Origin of the sequence: Flavobacterium caeni (genome assembly GCF_900101895.1) — a bacterium.
GTDB classification, from domain to species: domain Bacteria; phylum Bacteroidota; class Bacteroidia; order Flavobacteriales; family Flavobacteriaceae; genus Flavobacterium; species Flavobacterium caeni.
In genome coordinates this window covers 156423-173012 of the sequence record NZ_FMVF01000002.1, presented here as the reverse complement: position 1 = coordinate 173012, position 16590 = coordinate 156423, and the positions used below count along the sequence as shown (strand labels likewise).

Genomic DNA, 16590 nt, shown 5'->3' with positions numbered 1-16590 from the left:
TTCCCTGACTGCTCTTTCGTCATTCGTCTTTCGTCATTCGTCTTTCGACTTACTTCTTACACTCCTGCTGCACCATCAACGCGCGGTCCTTACCCCATTGTGGCGCATACGGCGTCGCGGGCTTGAACTTCTCGAACAATCCGATCGAACGGTCGACTTCGGCGCACATCGGCTTGATGTCGCCGCCAAAAAACTTCGCGCCGCCCATTTCATATTCGGCACGGCCAAACACCGCACGCGGATTCTCGGGTGCAATCTTGAGCGCCTGGTCGTACAATTCCATGACTTTGGCCGAGAGCTTCATACCGTTGGTCATTGGGTCGAAGGCCACCCAACCTGTATAAATCAAGGCCTGCATGACCAGGATTTCGTCGTTTTCGGGGTTCTTGACCATTTCGAGGTCGAGCGCCGCCTGCGCCTTGTTCAAAAGCGCGCTCACTTTTTCCTTGTCCTGCGATTGGAACGATTCGGTGGTGTTGACCAGCGCCACGTAATAATTCGGGAGCCAGTTGTCTTTCTCGGCCGACGCGATGCGCTCGAACAAGGCCGATGCTTCGGCGCTGTTGCCCTGTCCCCACAGCTCAAAAGCCTTGGACATACCTTTTTCGTAGGCGGTTTGCGACCATCCGATAAAACCGGTCAAGAGCGCCAATGCAAATAGTATCTTTTTCATGGTGTTCGTATTTTGATTAATAATTGAGTTTGATGTTGACCTTGGCGTTCTTGGCTACCGCAAATTTGGCGTCTTCGTACTTGGGCGGTCCCATAAAACCTTTGGCGTCGTTGGACGTTCCGTAGCCCTCGGTCGGGATGTGGAACGTATTCTTATCCATTTTGCCGTTGTTGTTTTCGTCGTGGTATACCGATACCGCATAAGTCCCTTTGGGCAAATCCTTGAACGTCACCGACGCTGTCCCGTTCTTGATGTCGACCACCGCGTTCTTGAAAACTTTCCTGAGAAAATCGTCCTCGTTGTTGTACAATCCTACTTTGACGTTGCCCGCGTCGGTGCGAAACCCGGTCATCTTGACTTCGAGGCTGATGGTTTGCGCCTGCATCCACCCGCCGATTAAAAATACTAAAACTAAAATGGCTTTTTTCATAATGTATTGATTTTGATGATGCTGATTGTTGGATCAAAAGTAACTTCGATTGTTCACATTAAAAACCGAAAGCTACCGAATTGTCGAATTTGACGGATGAACTGAACGCATTGCTTGTTGCTATTCCTATTACAGGTTGTCCAACTGGTTGCTCTTTTTGTCCTGGCTGATGGTCCAAAAGAACCCGACAAAAAAGAACCGGTCTGCCGTGGGCGTAATCTCGCGACGCTGGTACACCCCATTGGCGTCTGGGTTGCGCGTGTATTCATACCCAAACACGTTTTGCGTACCCAGTACATTCGACACCGAAAAATACAAGATTTTTTGTTGACTGAGCAAATACGCCCAGCTCAAACTCAAACTGTTGTACCCCTTGGTCTTGCCTGCCATGAACCGCACATCGTTGGGGTTCTCGTATGGACGGCCCGTCATGAACGTATTGGTCACGCCAAGCTGCGAGCGCCACTCCTCGATCCAATACTTGCCCACCACCGACAAATTGTGGTCGGCCACAAAGTTGGGCGTCACCGCATACGGATAATTGCGGTAATTGCGCTCGGTATCGATGTACGAATAAGACACCCAGTATTCAAGGTTCTTGAACGTACGGCCGTCGCGCCAAAACACGTCCAATCCTGCGGCGTAACCCGACCCCGAATTGTCGTACACCGTGCGGAACAAAGGCGCCGCTACAGAATCGAACTTGACCAGGTTGTCGTATTTTTTGTAATACGTCTCGGCACGAAACGTTTGACGGTCCCTCGCATACTGGAAATTGAGGATGTAATGCGACGCGCGTTCGCTTTCGAAATCGTGAAAATACTTAAGATAGTCTTGCTTGGGCGCTTGCGTGAATTCGCCGTAGGCCAAAGAAAACTGGCTGAACTTGGCCACTTTGTAGGCCACCGATGCCCTTGGCGCAACCACGGTCTCGTTCAGCAAATTGTTGTTCGAAACGCGCGCGCCCAATTTGGCGGCAAATTTCTTCGAGAAAAAAATATCGGCTTCGGTATAGGCCGCCGCAATGTTGGCATTGTAGCCGCTTTGCCCCGATTGGCCGATGACCGGCAGGTAATCCTCGACAAAATCGGTCACGAAATAATCGGCGCCGAACGACAACTTGAACCGGTCCGAAAAACTTTTGCGCAACTTGAATTTGAGCTGGGCCGCGTGTTCTACGTTCTCGATGTCGTTCAAATTGTAGCCGATCTTGTTTTGTCCGTAGCCATACCCCAACCCCGTGGTGAGTTGCCAGCCCACGCCAAAATTGCCTTTATAGGACGTGTTCAGGTAAAAATTGTTGTTGATGAGTTCTACGCGGTCCTTGACAAACGGACGGTTGACGTTCTCCTGGTTCATGTCGAAACGCGACGCGTCGAAGGCTGCATACATCTTAAACATGCCGTTGTTGAACCCGTAACGGTACACGGCTTCGCCCGAAAGGCCTTGGTACGGACGGTTCCAGTCTAGGTTTTGCGGGATCGCTTTCTGGTACGGCGCCAAATCGATATAAGCCGTGTTGATGCTCAGCGCGCTCTTGGCCCATTTTTGCGTATGTCCGAGTCCGAGCCCGACGGTCATCAGCGAAATGTCGGTCTTGTTCTGATCGGGTTCGTCTTGGGTATTCAAAAGCAGGACGCTCGACAGCGCTTCGCCGTATTCGGCCGAATAGCCGCCTGTAGAGAACGAAATCCCGCTGAACAAAAACGGCGAGAACCTACCCCGTGTCGGCAAATTGTTGGTGGTAGACCCGTACGGTTGCGCCACGCGGATGCCGTCTACAAAAGTCTGGGTTTCATCGGCTTCGCCCCCACGCACAAACAATCGACCGCTTTCGCCCACGGTTTGCGTTCCGGGCAGGGTTTGCAGCGCCGCAACAATATCGCCCGCAGAACCCGCCGTGGTCACAATGTCGAGCGGCTTGAGCACCGAAACCCGCGCCTTGTCGCCTGCCTCGAAAGTCCCTGCGGTCACAATCACGGCATCGAGCGCGTTGACGCTTTCGCGCATTTTGACGGTTTGCCCTTGGTAATTGGCCACGTCGATCAGGATTTTTTGTGTTTCAAACGTGAGCACGCTAATCACGAGCATTTGGTTGCCCGAGGTGTCGGTCGAAAAACTAAAAGTGCCTTGGTCGTCGCTCGATCCGCCGTCGTACGTGCCTTCGATAAAGACGTTGGCACCCGGAACGGGCTTTCCTTTGGGATCGACAATTTTCCCCGAGATCGTATGTTGCCCAAAAGCGGTGACCGAAAATAAAAACAACAGTGCGGTAAGTAGTTTCATGACGATGGTTTTGATACCGCAAAAGTGCGACGGCACACAAAGCTATGAAACTAATCGTAACCGAATTGTCGATTTTTTGGGATGGATTGTATTTTTTTATCGGCAGCAGAAACTGCAAAAGTTTGCCTATTTTTGGGCTACATCCAACCTACCATGAACCGCTTCGACCGCATCACCGCCATCTTGATCCAGCTCCAATCGAAAAAAATCGTTAAGGCGCAAGACCTCGCCGACCGTTTCGAGATCAGCCTGCGCACGGTATACCGCGACATCCGTTCGCTTGAAGAAGCGGGCGTTCCGTTGTATGGCGAGGCGGGCGTGGGCTATTCGCTCGTAGACGGCTACCGGTTGCCACCCATCATGTTTACCCGAGAAGAGGCGATGACGTTCGTGACGGCCGAGAAATTCATGGCGCAATTTACCGATGCCGCCACGCGGTCGAGCTACCAATCGGCCATGTACAAGATGAAAGCCGTGTTGCGCGGCGACGAGAAGGACCTGGTCGAAAACATCGAAGACCGCATCTTGGTCCGCAAAAGATTTCAGCCACAACAATCGGCGCCCGAAAACGCGCTCGATTGCATCCTGCAATGTATCGCCGAACAGCGCGCGGCGCGGCTGCACTATGAAACCTTCGACGCCCAGCAACGCACCGAGCGCACGATAGAACCCATCGGCATCTTTCACGAAAACCAATTTTGGTATGTGGTCGCGTGGTGTCATTTGCGGGGCGATTACCGTCAATTCCGCACCGATCGAATGACGCAGATTTGCGCCACCGATACGCCGTTCCACAAAAAGCATCCTGACTTTAAGGAATACCTCGAACAATCCGAGAAAAACCATGCGGTGGAAACCGTCGTGATCCGCGTCCCGAAAAAAATCGTGGCCTATATGCAAGGCCAAAGGCATTACTTTGGGTTTGCGGCCGAAACCGATTTGGGTACGCATGTCGAAATGACGTTCCACACCCTTTACATGGAGGGTTTTGCGCGTTGGCTGCTGATGTTCGCCGACCATGCCGAAATTGTACAGCCCACGCACCTAAAGACCCAACTACGCGACTTGGTGGCACAAATCAGCCAGAACCTGTAGATTTTTCCAGCGGATCAAAAGTTGTTGACACACGGTTGTCAGTAGGTGGCTGTTTTTTTGTCGTAAAACACCGTCATGTATCTATCCATCCCAAAAAACATTGAAACCCGACGCGATCGGCAGGTTTCGCTAGACCACATCCACATTTTCAAGACCAACATCGGCCAGGCAGATTTGGCCCTGGTCAAAAAACTGTTCAACCCGTACCGAACGATCCTCTCGTGGAGTGTCGATACCGAAGATTGCGATTTGGTGCTGCGCGTGGTATCGGTGGCCTACTCCGAATCGCAGGTCAGGGCGTTGGTATTGCAAAACGGTTTCGAGTGCGAGGTCCTTTCATAAAAAAACCTCCGTTTGGAGGTTGTTACACGAAAATGGTTTCGAGCCCAATGTGTTCGGTGTTCTTTTTTTGCCAGAGGTAGGACAAGAACATCTTGCTGTTGCGCAACGTCTCGACCGCTTTTCTGGTGATCAGCTCTTTGTGTTTGAGGTAGTTTCGGCCTTCGGCTTCGTTCAAACACAGGTTGATGTCTACGATGGTGGCAAATTCGGTTGAGTCGTCTTTTTCGCCCGAATGGTCGTCGAGCTCGGTAAAAAACTCATTTACCTGTGTGAGTTGGGCGTTGCCTGCGAGAAAATTGCTCGTGATTTGCTCCGAAAGGAGTTTTTGCGCCTGGGCCGAATCGGGGTCCATTTTTCCAATGCCGATGTTGCCCGGCAGGACGAATTGTGCGGTGAACGTTCTCATTGTTGGTCTTGGTTTAGTATCCCAAATGTAACGAACGTTGCAGCGTGCCGATTATGGTTTAACAGAACTTTGTTATATTATTTCAATTTTTACTATCAGTTATTCAATGTTTTACATCAAAACCAGCGTTTCTTCTTAAAAAACACGACCATGCCCACCACCAGGAAAAACATCACGGCCAGCACCGTAAAATAACCGTACGGGTGGCGCAATTCGGGCATGTAGTCGAAGTTCATTCCATACACCCCCACGATAAAAGTCAGCGGCATGAAAATAACCGACACCCCGGTGAGCACCTTCATGATTTCGTTCATACGGCGGCTTTGCGACGCAAAATAAAAATTGGCGGCGCTGTCGAGCGAATTCATATCATACTCGATTTGTTCGAGCAACTCGAGGCTTTTTTGGTTGAGCCTTGCAAAAAATGCGTAATTGCTTTTGTCGATCCCGTTGAATTCGTCTTCTTCGCGTATGCTCTTGAGCAAATACAGCGCATCGTGCAGGGGCTGGATCGATCGTTTGAGCACGCCGAACCGCGAACGGATCCGTTGGATTTCCTCGTGGATTTCGCGACGGTCGCTCACTTTGGCAGCGGCCATGACATCATCTATGCGGTCTTCGTAAAATTCGATCGTGATGTAAAAATTCTCCATGACCGATTCGAGCAGCAAATACAGCAAATAGTCGTTTTTCTTTTTGCGTACGATGCCCGCGTGGGTTTTGATGCGCTCGCGGATGTGGATAAAAAAGTCGCTCTTCTTTTCCTGGAACGACACGAGCAATTTGTCCTTGAGTACAAAACTCAGCTGTTCGACGCGTTCTTCCTGCCCATCGGCCGAAGGCAACACCGATTTGATGCTAAAGAACAACACATTGTCGAGTTCCTCCAATTTGGGGCGTTTGACCACATTCAGGATGTCGCTGATGATAAACGGTTCCAGGTCGAGCATCTCCCCGAGCGCTCGGATCCGGGCCGTGTCGTGCAGCCCGTGCACGTTGAGCCATTTGACGTCTTTGTGTTGGGCAGGATCGTCGCACTCGGCCTTGATCTTCTCGATCGAAACGTGTTGGTATTCCTCATAGCCCGAATCGTCGTACACAAACAACTGCATGTCGACGGGTTCGGTTTTATGGTGGCCGGTATACTCGTAATAATTGGGCTGGATGTTGCGCGATTTCTTGTATTTGATGCGTTCCACGGCAATAATTTGTCCTAAAGATAGGAGTTTTTGAAATGCCTTGCTACTTTTACAAAAAAATCCGATGCAGACGCTTTTTACGAACATCAAGGAATTGTTACAGGTACGCGAAACCCCGACCGACAAGGTTTCGGGTGCACAAATGGCGACACTTCCGACCATCAAAAATGCCTTTTTACTGATCGAAAACGATACGATCAAAGCGTTCGGCCCCATGACCGATTGCCCTAAAATTGACGGACAAACCATCGATGCTGCGGGTAAAATTGTCCTGCCTACTTGGTGCGACAGCCATACGCACATTGTTTATGCGGGCAACCGCGAACAGGAATTCGTAGACCGCATCAACGGATTGAGCTACGAAGAAATCGCCAACCGCGGCGGCGGCATACTCAATTCGGCGCAAAAACTGCACGATGCGACCGAAGAAGAGATCTACGAGCAATCCAAAAAAAGATTGGAAGAAGTCATGCGTTTGGGAACGGGCGCGGTCGAGATCAAATCGGGTTACGGGCTGTCGGTAGAAGACGAAATTAAGATGCTACGTGTGATCGGTCGGCTCAAGGCCGATTATCCGATTGCCATCAAGGCGACCTTTTTGGGCGCGCACGCTTTTCCGGCACACTACAAACAAAACCAGGACGGCTACATCGATTTGATCGTTAACGAGATGATTCCTGCCATCGCGCGCGAACAACTGGCCGAATACATCGATGTGTTTTGCGAAACCGGCTATTTTTCGGTCGCGCAAACCGAGCGCATCCTCGAAGCGGGACACAAACATGGCTTGGTCGCAAAGATCCACGTCAACCAATTCACCGCCATTGGCGGTGTTGCGGCCGGCGTCAAACACGGTGCGCTTTCGGTAGACCACCTCGAAATTATGACCCCGCAAGACATCGACATCCTTAAAAATACCACAACCATGCCCGTGGCGCTGCCGTCTTGCTCCTACTTTTTGAGCATCCCGTACACGCCGGCCCGCGAAATGATCGCCGCAGGTTTACCGCTTGCGCTGGCCACCGACTTCAACCCGGGGTCTACGCCATCGGGCAACATGAATTTTGTAGTGGCCACGGCCTGCATCAAGATGAAGATGACACCCGAAGAAGCGATCAACGCCGCCACGATCAACGGGGCTTACGCCATGGGACTTTCGAAAACGCACGGCAGCATTACCGCGGGCAAGAAAGCCAACTTCATCGTCACCCAACCCATCACTTCATTTTACCAACTGCCGTACGCATTTGGCAGCAACCTGATCGAACAGGTGTGGCTGGACGGCAAAAAATGGGCATAAAAAAACTCCCATGTTACAACGGCATGGGAGTTCAGTTTTATAAATTTTGTTGATTACTTCAAGGTGAAGCTGGCTTTTGAAACGAGCTCTGCCTTGTCGAATACATTGACGAAATACGTTCCTTTTTCGAAGTTTTCGCCCGGTAAATCTTGCGTTACCTGTACCGGCTTGTTTTCGTAGTTGATGGTGGTCAAGAAACTGTACGTAAGCGATTTGTCGCCGAAAGCTTCGGTCTTTTTCTCGCCCAATACATTGTTCTTGCTGTCGATCACCTGTACATAATAGGTTCGTTCACCTGGCTTGGCCACCGCGTTTTCGTTGATCACGAAGCTGATTTTCAACACATCGGCACGTCTGGCGCGCTCGGTCTCGACTTGCTTGCCTGAACTTCTGAGTTTGTAGGCCGCCGTTTGCAGGTTGGTGATGTTAAGCTTAGAGGCTTTCTCTACCGTTCTCGACAACTCTTCGTTTTGGCCTACCAATACTTCGTTGTATTTCTGGGCCTCGCCGAGTACCATCACGGTGCTGTCGCGTTGCGTGGTAAGTACCTGGTTGTCTTTCTTGAGTTGGTCGTTTTCGGCCACGAGCGCCTTCATTTTAGACTCCAACGCAAAATACTGTGAGCGGTATTTTCTGAGTGAAGCCGCATCGCCTTTCGACTTTTCGAGCTCCTTCATGAGGTTGACGACTTTCTCTCTTTCGGCAATCAATTCGTCCGACATCGATGTATTTTCGGCAATGGCAGCGTCGTAGGTAGCCTTGAGTTCCTCGAGGTCTTTCATGACCGATGCCTTGTCTGTTTTGGTGGTGGTTAGTTCTGTTTGAAGCGCTTTCGCGTCTGAGGTCATTTTAAAGATGTAAACCAAACTTCCGACGAGTAGGACCGCCAAGATGGCGATGATTGCTTTAAGATTTGAATTATTTTTTTGATTTTCCATAAACAAATAATTAAGTTTTAACGAATTAGAAAGTTTTTATTTTACAACTTAACAAAGTTATGTTAATTCTAATTTACAACAAATCTGTTAACGAAATTTTGTGCAAAAAATTATATTTTTGATTTCCTAAACGATACGTATGGATAAGCTTGTCCCGTTTTCAATTACCGATTTGGCCAAGGTCACCAACCACCGCAGCGGCGAAATCAAGTTTGGCGAAAAAATGCAGACGGTGCCCAAAGGCATCGACATTGCTGGCTTTTTGCGGGAATCTACGGCGCGTTACGTACTGCTCGGTATACCCGAAGACATTGGCGTACGTGCCAATTTTGGGCGTCCGGGCGCGGCGTCGGCGTGGGACAGCGCCATTCGCAGCATCGCCAACATCCAGCACAACCGTTTTTGCAAAGGCAGCCAGTTGCTCGTTTTGGGAACCATAGACGTGGCCGCCGAAATGAAAATGGCGCAAAAACTCGACTTTCACAACATCGACCACCGCAAACAATTCAACCACCTGGTCGAGAGCATCGACAAAGAAGTCGCGCACATCGTTTCGATCATTGTCCGCGCGGGAAAAGTCCCGATCGTGATTGGCGGCGGGCACAACAACGCCTACGGCAACATCAAGGGCACGGCGCTCGCGCACGGCAAGGCCATCAACGCGGTCAATTTCGACGCCCATTCCGATTTTCGCATCCTCGAAGGACGCCACAGCGGCAATGGATTTTCGTATGCCTACGACCAGGGCTTCCTCAAAAAGTATTTCATTTTTGGGTTGCACGAGAACTATACCTCAAAAAATGTACTCGACATCATCAAGAAAATAGACGACCGCGTGCGCTACAATACGTATGACGAAATCGCGATCAGACGCGAGAAATACTTTACCACCGAAATGGAAGGCGCGCTGCATTTCATCAAATCAGACCGCTACGGCATCGAGATCGACCTCGACGCCATCCCCAACATCGCGAGCAGCGCCATGACGCTCAGCGGGTTCTCGATCGAGGAACTTCGGCAGTTTGTCAGTTTTTTTGGCAAGAACGAGAACGCCGCCTACCTGCACATTTGCGAAGGCGCGCCCGATTTGGGCGAAGACAAGAACAACCACCTCATCGGCAAGCTCATTGGCTACCTGGTCACCGATTTCATCAAAGCCCATTCGACGCAGTCATGAAAAAAATCATCGCCATCCTGCTCGCCCTTTTAACGTTTGCCGCGCACGCCCAAAACGCGCAATCGCTGGCTGGCCAATGGAGAATCCACCAGGTGGTCAGCATAGACGGCCTATCGAAAGCCAAACTCAAAGACGCCAAGCAAGCGCTCGAAAGCAATGTCATCCTGACGTTCAACCCAGACGGCACCTTTAAATCTACCGCCGATCCCAAACGCACCGTCACGAACTGGACCTACAAGAAAAAGACAAAAACCATTCTGCTTACCGGCAAAAGCCAAAGACTCAAGATCAAGGTCCTCAAGTTCAAGCAAACCAGCATGCGGGTCAAAATGCAGCTTTCTAAATCTATTTTGGGGGAGTTTGTTTTGGTAAAGGAGTGATTTTTTGGGAGCTGTTTCCCGCTGTACGTTGCAATCTTTTTGCGCTTTGTAAGCGCAAAAAGGATTTCCACTGCCATCGGGGCTAGGGGTTGACTACGTTGCTCGGACTATCTTCAAAACCGCACGTTTTGGAATTCTAAGGTGTTTTCGCTACCGCGGGTCTACTTTTGGCTCGCCGCAAAAGTAGCAAAACGGCGTAGGCGCAGACCTTTCGGCGACCAGCCATGTTCTCGATGGCTAAATTAAAAGAACTCGGGTTAGAAAAAATACCTGAAGTCCACTGGACTTCCTCCTCTTAATATCAAATGGCTCAGACAGCTTTTAATTTTGCACCATCTTCGAACGGCCGGTGCCCGCCTGCAAGGTCGATGCGCCAGCCTCACGAAGAAAGTTTGTCGTAAGTATAAAATACGTCCCTCGCTTTGTGCGTTCGTCCAACGCGCAGGGAAATATGTCGTGGCCGGAAGATTTTTCCCCGCGGAGGACGTCCCACGACGAACGTCGTAAGCGAAACGATTCATTCAACTTTAAACGAAGCTCCTCGTACGGATTTTTGGCGCCGCGGGCAAGCCAAAAATAAAATAGACACTTTCCTTGAGCGCCAGCGGCCATCAAATAACAGGCGTAAAAAACAAGATTTGAAATTAAAAGGAGGAAGCCCACTGGGCTTCAGGTAGATTATTAAACCCAAAACTGCGTAGAGCCGAGTCGCTGCGATCAGCAAGCGACGAGCGGTTAGCGGTTTGGAACGAGAACCGACGTAGTTTTTGAGCCTGGGATTTGTAGGCCTTGTCCCGACGCTTCGGGATTGTTTCTTTTGCGTCAAGGCAAAAGAAAGCCTGCGGCAGCATAGCCCCGATTGAAACGAAAATCCTTTTTGCGGCGCAACGCAGTGGAGCCGCAAAAAGATTGCAGTGGAAAGCGGGAAACAGCTCCAAAAATAAAACACTATCTTTGCCCCCAAATTGCCCTAAAGCAATTCCCATCCTATGTTATTCGAAGATTTATCGCTTTCCAAAAGCATCCAAAAAGCCGTCGAAGAAGAAGGCTATACCCACCCCACCCCTATCCAGCAGCAGGCCATTCCGTTCGTTTTGGACGGCCGAGATTTGGTAGGGTGCGCGCAAACCGGTACCGGTAAGACCGCCGCGTTTGCCATTCCAATCATCCATAATTTGCACCGCATTGTGGGTTCATCGAACAAAACCAAGAAAATCCGTACGCTTGTGGTGACGCCTACGCGCGAGCTCGCGATCCAGATTGGTGAGAGTTTTGACACCTATGGCAAGTATACAAACTTGCGTCAGATTACTATTTTTGGCGGGGTTTCGCAGGTGCCGCAGGTCGATCAGTTGCGCCGCGGCGTCGATATTTTGATTGCCACGCCGGGCCGTTTGCTCGATTTGCACAAACAAGGTTTTATCGATCTCGACCATTTGCACACGCTGGTTTTGGACGAAGCCGACCAGATGCTCGACATGGGCTTTGTAAACGACGTCAAGAAAATCGTCAAACTCACGCCCGACAACCGTCAGACGTTGTTGTTCTCGGCAACCATGCCGATTGCGATTCGTGAATTGGCCGAAATGTTCCTTAAAAATCCAGCGTCGGTGACGGTAACACCGGTTTCGTCGACGGCCGAGAAAGTCGAGCAACGCATCTACTTTGTCGAAAAAGGCGAAAAGAGAAATTTGCTTTATCATTTGATCCGGAACGAAAAACTCTCGGACGTGTTGGTGTTTTCAAGAACAAAACATGGCGCCGACAACATCGTGCGCGCCTTGCGCAAAAAAGGCGTTCCGGCCGAGGCCATCCACGGCGACAAATCGCAAAACGCCCGTCAGCGTGTGCTCGATGCGTTCAAGGCCAAGGAAGTCGGCGTGCTCGTGGCCACCGATATCGCGGCGCGTGGCATCGACATCGAACAATTGCCGTATGTGATCAACTTTGATTTGCCGAACGTACCCGAAACCTATGTGCACCGCATTGGGCGCACCGGACGCGCGCAACAAAGCGGTATCGCGATCTCTTTTTGCGGCAAGGACGAACATCCGTATTGGAAAGACATTTTGAAACTGATCAAAGTGGATGTTTCGGTGATTGAAGACCATCCGTATCCGTGGCACGAAGGCAGCCCGAGTGAAATCGTTGTTCCGGCCGCGCCCGAAAAAAACTCGAACCGCAGCGGCGGACACCACAAAAACAAATCAAGAAAGTCGCAAGGCTCGAAGAACAATAAGAAGCGTTGGTATTAAAAAGACCGCTACGCTGCCAGAATCAAGACCGTTTCACTGCAAGAGCCAAGACCGCGAAAGAACTTAAATTTTCGACGTCTTGGCTCTTGATTCTTGACTCTTGATTCTTGACTCTTGACTCCAAAACCTCACCCGTTGGCGTTTCGTCTTTTAATAATCTGGCTGTTGATGATCTGAAACAATTTAACGGGCTCGAACGGCTTGATGATGATGTCGTTCATCCCGGCCGACATGGCTTCTTCGGTGATTTCGCCTTTGTCGAACGCCGTGAGCGCCACGATGGGCGCCGTTACGCCTTGGGCGCGCATGCGTCGGGTGGTTTCGAATCCGTTGATGACGGGCATGTTGATGTCCATCAGGATGATATCGTACTGGTTGCGCTCGGTCAGGGCGATGGCCGACAAACCGTCTTCGACGATGTCGCACTTGAAATTGTTCTTCTCGATGATTTTTTTGGTGACCATTTGGTTGATCTTGTTGTCCTCGACCACCAGCACGCGCAGGATTTGGCTCGACGTCAAATCGACCTCGATGTTGTTGATGATTTCGCGCGTCTTGATCGCATCGGATTCGAAAACGATCGTAAACGTAAAGGTGGTGCCTTGGCCCAATTCGCTTTTCAGGTAAATTTCGCTCTGGAACAATTCGATCAACCGCTTGACGATCGATAGCCCGAGTCCTGTGCCCTGGTAATCGTCGTCTTTTCGGCCAATCTGCACAAATTTGTCGTAAATCTTGGCCTGGTCTTCGGGTGCAATCCCCACGCCGTTGTCGATCACCTTGAATTCGATGTGGTGCTTTTTGCCGTCGACCTTGACTTGTTTGGCCGCGATGGTCACCTCGCCTTTTTTGGTAAACTTGAGCGCGTTGCTCGTGAGGTTCATCAAAATTTGCGAAAAGCGCAGTTTGTCGCCGATCAAAAATTCAGGAATGGCGGGATCTACGTCGATATGCACCTTGTTCTCGTTCTTGTTGGCGATGAATTCGAGCGAATTCGTGATCACCTGGATCTCATCGGCTACATTAAAGGTAAGCGTTTCCAATACGATGCGCTTTTCCTCGATCTTGTTGATCTGCAAAATATCGTTGACCAGCGACAGCAGGTAACGCGCCGAAAACTTGAGCGAATTCAGGTGCGGGCTGTCGGCCAGTTCCTTGTGTTCGTCGAGGATCATGTTGGTGATGCCCACCACGCCGTACAGTGGCGTACGCAACTCGTGGCTGATGGTCGAGACGAATTGGGTCTTGAGCAACGAGGCTTCTTCGGCTTTTTGGTTGGCGACGATGAGTTCTTCGTTGGCCAGCGTGAGATCGGCATTGGCCTTTTTGCGAAAAATATTGCTCTTGTACAACGTATAAAGCAACAGCAGCAGCACGATGAGGATCACAAAAAACAGCACGGCGATGATTTGCGACTTCTTGAGGTTGAGCGCCTGCATTTCCTTTTCGGATTCGACCTTGCCTATTTCGCGTTTGTATTCGTCGAGCTCGAGGTTGATGCCCGCCATGTCGGCCTTTTTGAGCTTTTGCAGATCGTAGAGCTGGTCGCTGATTTTTTTGAACAACGCCAGATGCTCGTAAGCCTCTTTGTAACGACCGTTCTTGAGCAGGTATTTGGAATACTCTTCGTGCGAATACGACAAATCGAATTTTTCTTTCCCTTCGGTGCCCAGTTTGATCGCCGTCAAGAAATACTGTTCGGCCTTGCGGTCGTTCAAATGGCTGTAGTGCATGCCGTTGAGCATGTTGAGCGCCACAATGGTCGTCTCGTCGCCAAACTTTTGGTGGTAGCGGTTGATGTACGCCAAATAAGGGGCGCCTTTGTCGAATTGCCCGATGTCGAAATAACCCCAGCAAATGTTGAGTTTGGTGAACACCAATTGTGTCGTATCGGCGGTCTTTTCGCTGTATTCGATCGACTTTTTGTAGTAGGCGATGCCTTTTTCGTACTCTTTCTTCTCGAAAAAATACATGTTGCCGAGGTTGTTGTTGAGCCAGTTCTTGAGCGTGTCGTTCTGGGTTTTGTTGGCGTGCTCGAGTCCTTTGTTGTAAAAAAAGATCGCTTTGTCGGGCTCGGACAATTCATCGAAATTGCCTGCAATCGTGTTGTAGTTGGTCGCGATGAGATAATCGTCGCCTATTTCGACCGCGTACCGCAAAGCCAAACGCGACGCGTCCAGCGATTTCTCAAACTGCGCATGGGTCAGGTAGGCAGACGCTTGATCGGAAAGCTTGGTGATTTCTTTCTTTGAAGGCGTTGCCGTTTGCGAAAACCCTTGAAAAGCCAGAAAAACCATGCAAAACCACAAGCCTAGGATTCGGGGATAGGGCATGCTGCATATAAATATCTGGCCAAATATACAGTTATTAGTCAAAAAAAATCCCGCCAACCGACGGGATTTTTGTTAAAGATTAATTTCGAATGAGTTTTCGGTATTTGATGCGTTTTGGCGTCACGTCGGTACCCAGGCGTTTCTTGCGGTTTTCCTCGTAATCAGAGAAACCGCCTTCAAAGAAATACACATCGGAGTTGCCCTCGAACGCCAAAATGTGCGTACAAATACGGTCGAGGAACCAACGGTCGTGCGAAATGACCACCGCGCATCCTGCGAAGTTTTCGAGCCCTTCCTCGAGCGCACGCAGCGTGTTGATGTCGAGGTCGTTCGTAGGCTCGTCGAGCAACAGCACGTTGCCTTCTTCCTTGAGCGTCATGGCCAGGTGCAATCTATTTCTCTCACCGCCCGACAGCATCGATACTTTTTTGTTTTGGTCCGATCCGCCAAAGTTAAAACGGCTCAGGTAGGCGCGTGAGTTGACCTGACGGCCGCCCATCATGATGAGTTCCTGTCCGTCGCAAAAGTTTTCCCAAATCGATTTCTCTGGGTCGATGTTGGCATGCGATTGGTCTACGTAGGCAATCTTGACGGTATCACCCGTGACAAACGTACCCGCATCGGGTTGTTCCTCGCCCATGATCATCCTGAAAATGGTGGTCTTACCCGCACCGTTTGGCCCGATGATGCCCACGATTCCCGCCTGCGGCAACGTAAAATTGAGGTTGTCGTACAGCAATTTTTCGCCGTAGCCCTTGGCCACATTTTTGGCCTCGATGACATTGGTTCCCAAACGCGGACCGTTCGGGATGTAGAGCTCGAGTTTTTCGTCGAGTTGTTTTTGGTCTTCGTTGAGCAATTTATCGTAGTTCTGCAAACGCGCCTTTTGCTTGGTTTGACGACCTTTGGCGCCTTGACGCACCCATTCGAGCTCGCGCTCCAACGTCTTGCGGCGTTTTGAGGCAACCTTCTCCTCCTGCTCCATGCGCTTGGACTTTTGGTCGAGCCAAGACGAATAATTGCCTTTCCACGGAATGCCTTCGCCACGGTCGAGTTCCAGGATCCAACCTGCGACATTGTCGAGGAAGTAACGGTCGTGCGTCACGGCGATGACCGTTCCGGCGTACTGCGCCAAGTGCTGTTCGAGCCAGAGAACGCTCTCGGCATCGAGGTGGTTGGTAGGTTCGTCCAAAAGCAAGACATCGGGTTGTTGCAACAACAGACGGCAAAGCGCCACACGACGGCGCTCCCCGCCCGACAAAACCTTGATCGGCGTATCGGCTTCGGGTGTGCGCAACGCATCCATCGCGATTTCGAGCTTGGTGTCGATTTCCCAGGCGCCTGCCGCATCGATCTTGTCTTGCAGTTCGGCCTGGCGGTCCATAAGTTTTTGCATCTTATCGGCGTCTTCGTACACTTCGGGAAGCCCGAACATGTCGTTGATCTTGTTGAACTCATCGAGCAAAGTCATGGTCTCGGCCACGCCTTCGCGTACGATTTCGATGACGGTCTTGTTCTCGTCGAGTTGCGGCTCCTGCTCGAGGTAGCCAACGGTGTAGCCCGGCGCGAACACCACATCGCCTTGGTAATTCTTGTCGACACCCGCGATGATGCGCAAGAGCGAGGATTTACCCGATCCGTTGAGACCAAGGATACCTATTTTGGCGCCGTAAAAGAAACTCAAATAAATGTCCTTTAGGACTTGTTTGTTGCTGGATGAATACGTCTTGTTGACGCGCGACATCGAGAATATGACTTTTTTATCGTCTGACATGG

Annotated in this window: 15 protein-coding genes; 6 read left to right on the top strand and 9 right to left on the bottom strand. The window is 50.6% G+C overall.

Annotation, left to right across the window (positions count from 1 at the left end):
• Positions 1-49: 49 nt before the first annotated feature.
• The 3 genes from BLP55_RS00770 to BLP55_RS00760 all read right to left on the bottom strand — a co-directional run bounded on the left by BLP55_RS00770 (position 50) and on the right by BLP55_RS00760 (position 3389).
• Positions 50-673, bottom strand: a complete 624-nt coding sequence (locus tag BLP55_RS00770) for a tetratricopeptide repeat protein (RefSeq protein ID WP_091140160.1) — start codon at positions 671-673, stop codon at positions 50-52.
• 16 nt (positions 674-689) lie between these two features.
• Positions 690-1103: a DUF2141 domain-containing protein gene (locus tag BLP55_RS00765; protein WP_091140158.1), complete on the bottom strand. Its 414-nt coding sequence runs from the start codon at positions 1101-1103 to the stop codon at positions 690-692.
• A 129-nt stretch (positions 1104-1232) separates the two neighbouring features.
• Positions 1233-3389 (bottom strand): TonB-dependent receptor, encoded by a 2157-nt coding sequence (locus tag BLP55_RS00760; RefSeq protein WP_091140156.1) that lies wholly within the window; start codon positions 3387-3389, stop codon positions 1233-1235.
• Positions 3390-3542: 153 nt separating this feature from the next.
• Between BLP55_RS00760 and BLP55_RS00755 the strand changes: the two genes are divergently transcribed.
• Both BLP55_RS00755 and BLP55_RS00750 read left to right on the top strand, forming a co-directional pair.
• Positions 3543-4484 (top strand): helix-turn-helix transcriptional regulator, encoded by a 942-nt coding sequence (locus tag BLP55_RS00755; RefSeq protein WP_091140704.1) that lies wholly within the window; start codon positions 3543-3545, stop codon positions 4482-4484.
• A 75-nt stretch (positions 4485-4559) separates the two neighbouring features.
• Positions 4560-4826, top strand: coding sequence for a hypothetical protein (locus BLP55_RS00750; RefSeq protein ID WP_091140153.1), 267 nt, complete (start codon positions 4560-4562; stop codon positions 4824-4826).
• A gap of 22 nt (positions 4827-4848) precedes the next feature.
• Here BLP55_RS00750 and BLP55_RS00745 read toward each other — a convergent pair whose 3' ends face one another.
• Positions 4849-5232, bottom strand: a complete 384-nt coding sequence (locus BLP55_RS00745; protein ID WP_091140151.1) for a hypothetical protein — start codon at positions 5230-5232, stop codon at positions 4849-4851.
• Positions 5233-5348: 116 nt separating this feature from the next.
• Positions 5349-6431, bottom strand: a complete 1083-nt coding sequence (corA, locus tag BLP55_RS00740; RefSeq protein ID WP_091140703.1) for a magnesium/cobalt transporter CorA — start codon at positions 6429-6431, stop codon at positions 5349-5351.
• A gap of 64 nt (positions 6432-6495) precedes the next feature.
• Between corA and hutI the strand changes: the two genes are divergently transcribed.
• A complete protein-coding gene (hutI, locus tag BLP55_RS00735) occupies positions 6496-7731 on the top strand; it encodes an imidazolonepropionase (protein WP_091140148.1) in 1236 nt (411 codons plus the stop codon).
• 53 nt (positions 7732-7784) lie between these two features.
• Here hutI and BLP55_RS00730 read toward each other — a convergent pair whose 3' ends face one another.
• Positions 7785-8669: a hypothetical protein gene (locus BLP55_RS00730; protein WP_091140146.1), complete on the bottom strand. Its 885-nt coding sequence runs from the start codon at positions 8667-8669 to the stop codon at positions 7785-7787.
• 139 nt (positions 8670-8808) lie between these two features.
• On the opposite strand from BLP55_RS00730, the gene BLP55_RS00725 reads away from it, so the two are divergent.
• Together BLP55_RS00725 and BLP55_RS00720 are read left to right on the top strand one after the other, a co-directional pair.
• Positions 8809-9846 carry a formimidoylglutamase gene (locus BLP55_RS00725; protein WP_091140144.1) on the top strand — a complete coding sequence of 346 codons (1038 nt, stop codon included), beginning with the start codon at positions 8809-8811 and terminating at the stop codon, positions 9844-9846.
• Complete coding sequence (locus tag BLP55_RS00720) at positions 9843-10226, top strand: hypothetical protein (RefSeq protein ID WP_091140142.1); 384 nt, start codon at positions 9843-9845, stop codon at positions 10224-10226. Before BLP55_RS00725 ends, BLP55_RS00720 begins: the two co-directional genes overlap by 4 nt.
• A 644-nt stretch (positions 10227-10870) precedes the next feature.
• On the opposite strand, the gene BLP55_RS00710 is transcribed toward BLP55_RS00720, so the two are convergent.
• Entirely contained in the window at positions 10871-11212 is a 342-nt protein-coding gene (locus tag BLP55_RS00710) for a hypothetical protein (RefSeq protein ID WP_091140138.1), read from the bottom strand.
• Positions 11213-11215: 3 nt separating this feature from the next.
• On the opposite strand from BLP55_RS00710, the gene BLP55_RS00705 reads away from it, so the two are divergent.
• Positions 11216-12481: a DEAD/DEAH box helicase gene (locus BLP55_RS00705; RefSeq protein ID WP_091140136.1), complete on the top strand. Its 1266-nt coding sequence runs from the start codon at positions 11216-11218 to the stop codon at positions 12479-12481.
• Positions 12482-12609: 128 nt separating this feature from the next.
• Here BLP55_RS00705 and BLP55_RS00700 read toward each other — a convergent pair whose 3' ends face one another.
• Together BLP55_RS00700 and ettA are read right to left on the bottom strand one after the other, a co-directional pair.
• On the bottom strand, positions 12610-14814 hold the full coding sequence (locus tag BLP55_RS00700) for a response regulator (RefSeq protein ID WP_091140134.1): 2205 nt from the start codon (positions 14812-14814) through the stop codon (positions 12610-12612).
• Positions 14815-14893: 79 nt separating this feature from the next.
• A complete protein-coding gene (ettA, locus tag BLP55_RS00695; RefSeq protein ID WP_091140131.1) occupies positions 14894-16588 on the bottom strand; it encodes an energy-dependent translational throttle protein EttA in 1695 nt (564 codons plus the stop codon).
• Positions 16589-16590: the final 2 nt, after the last annotated feature.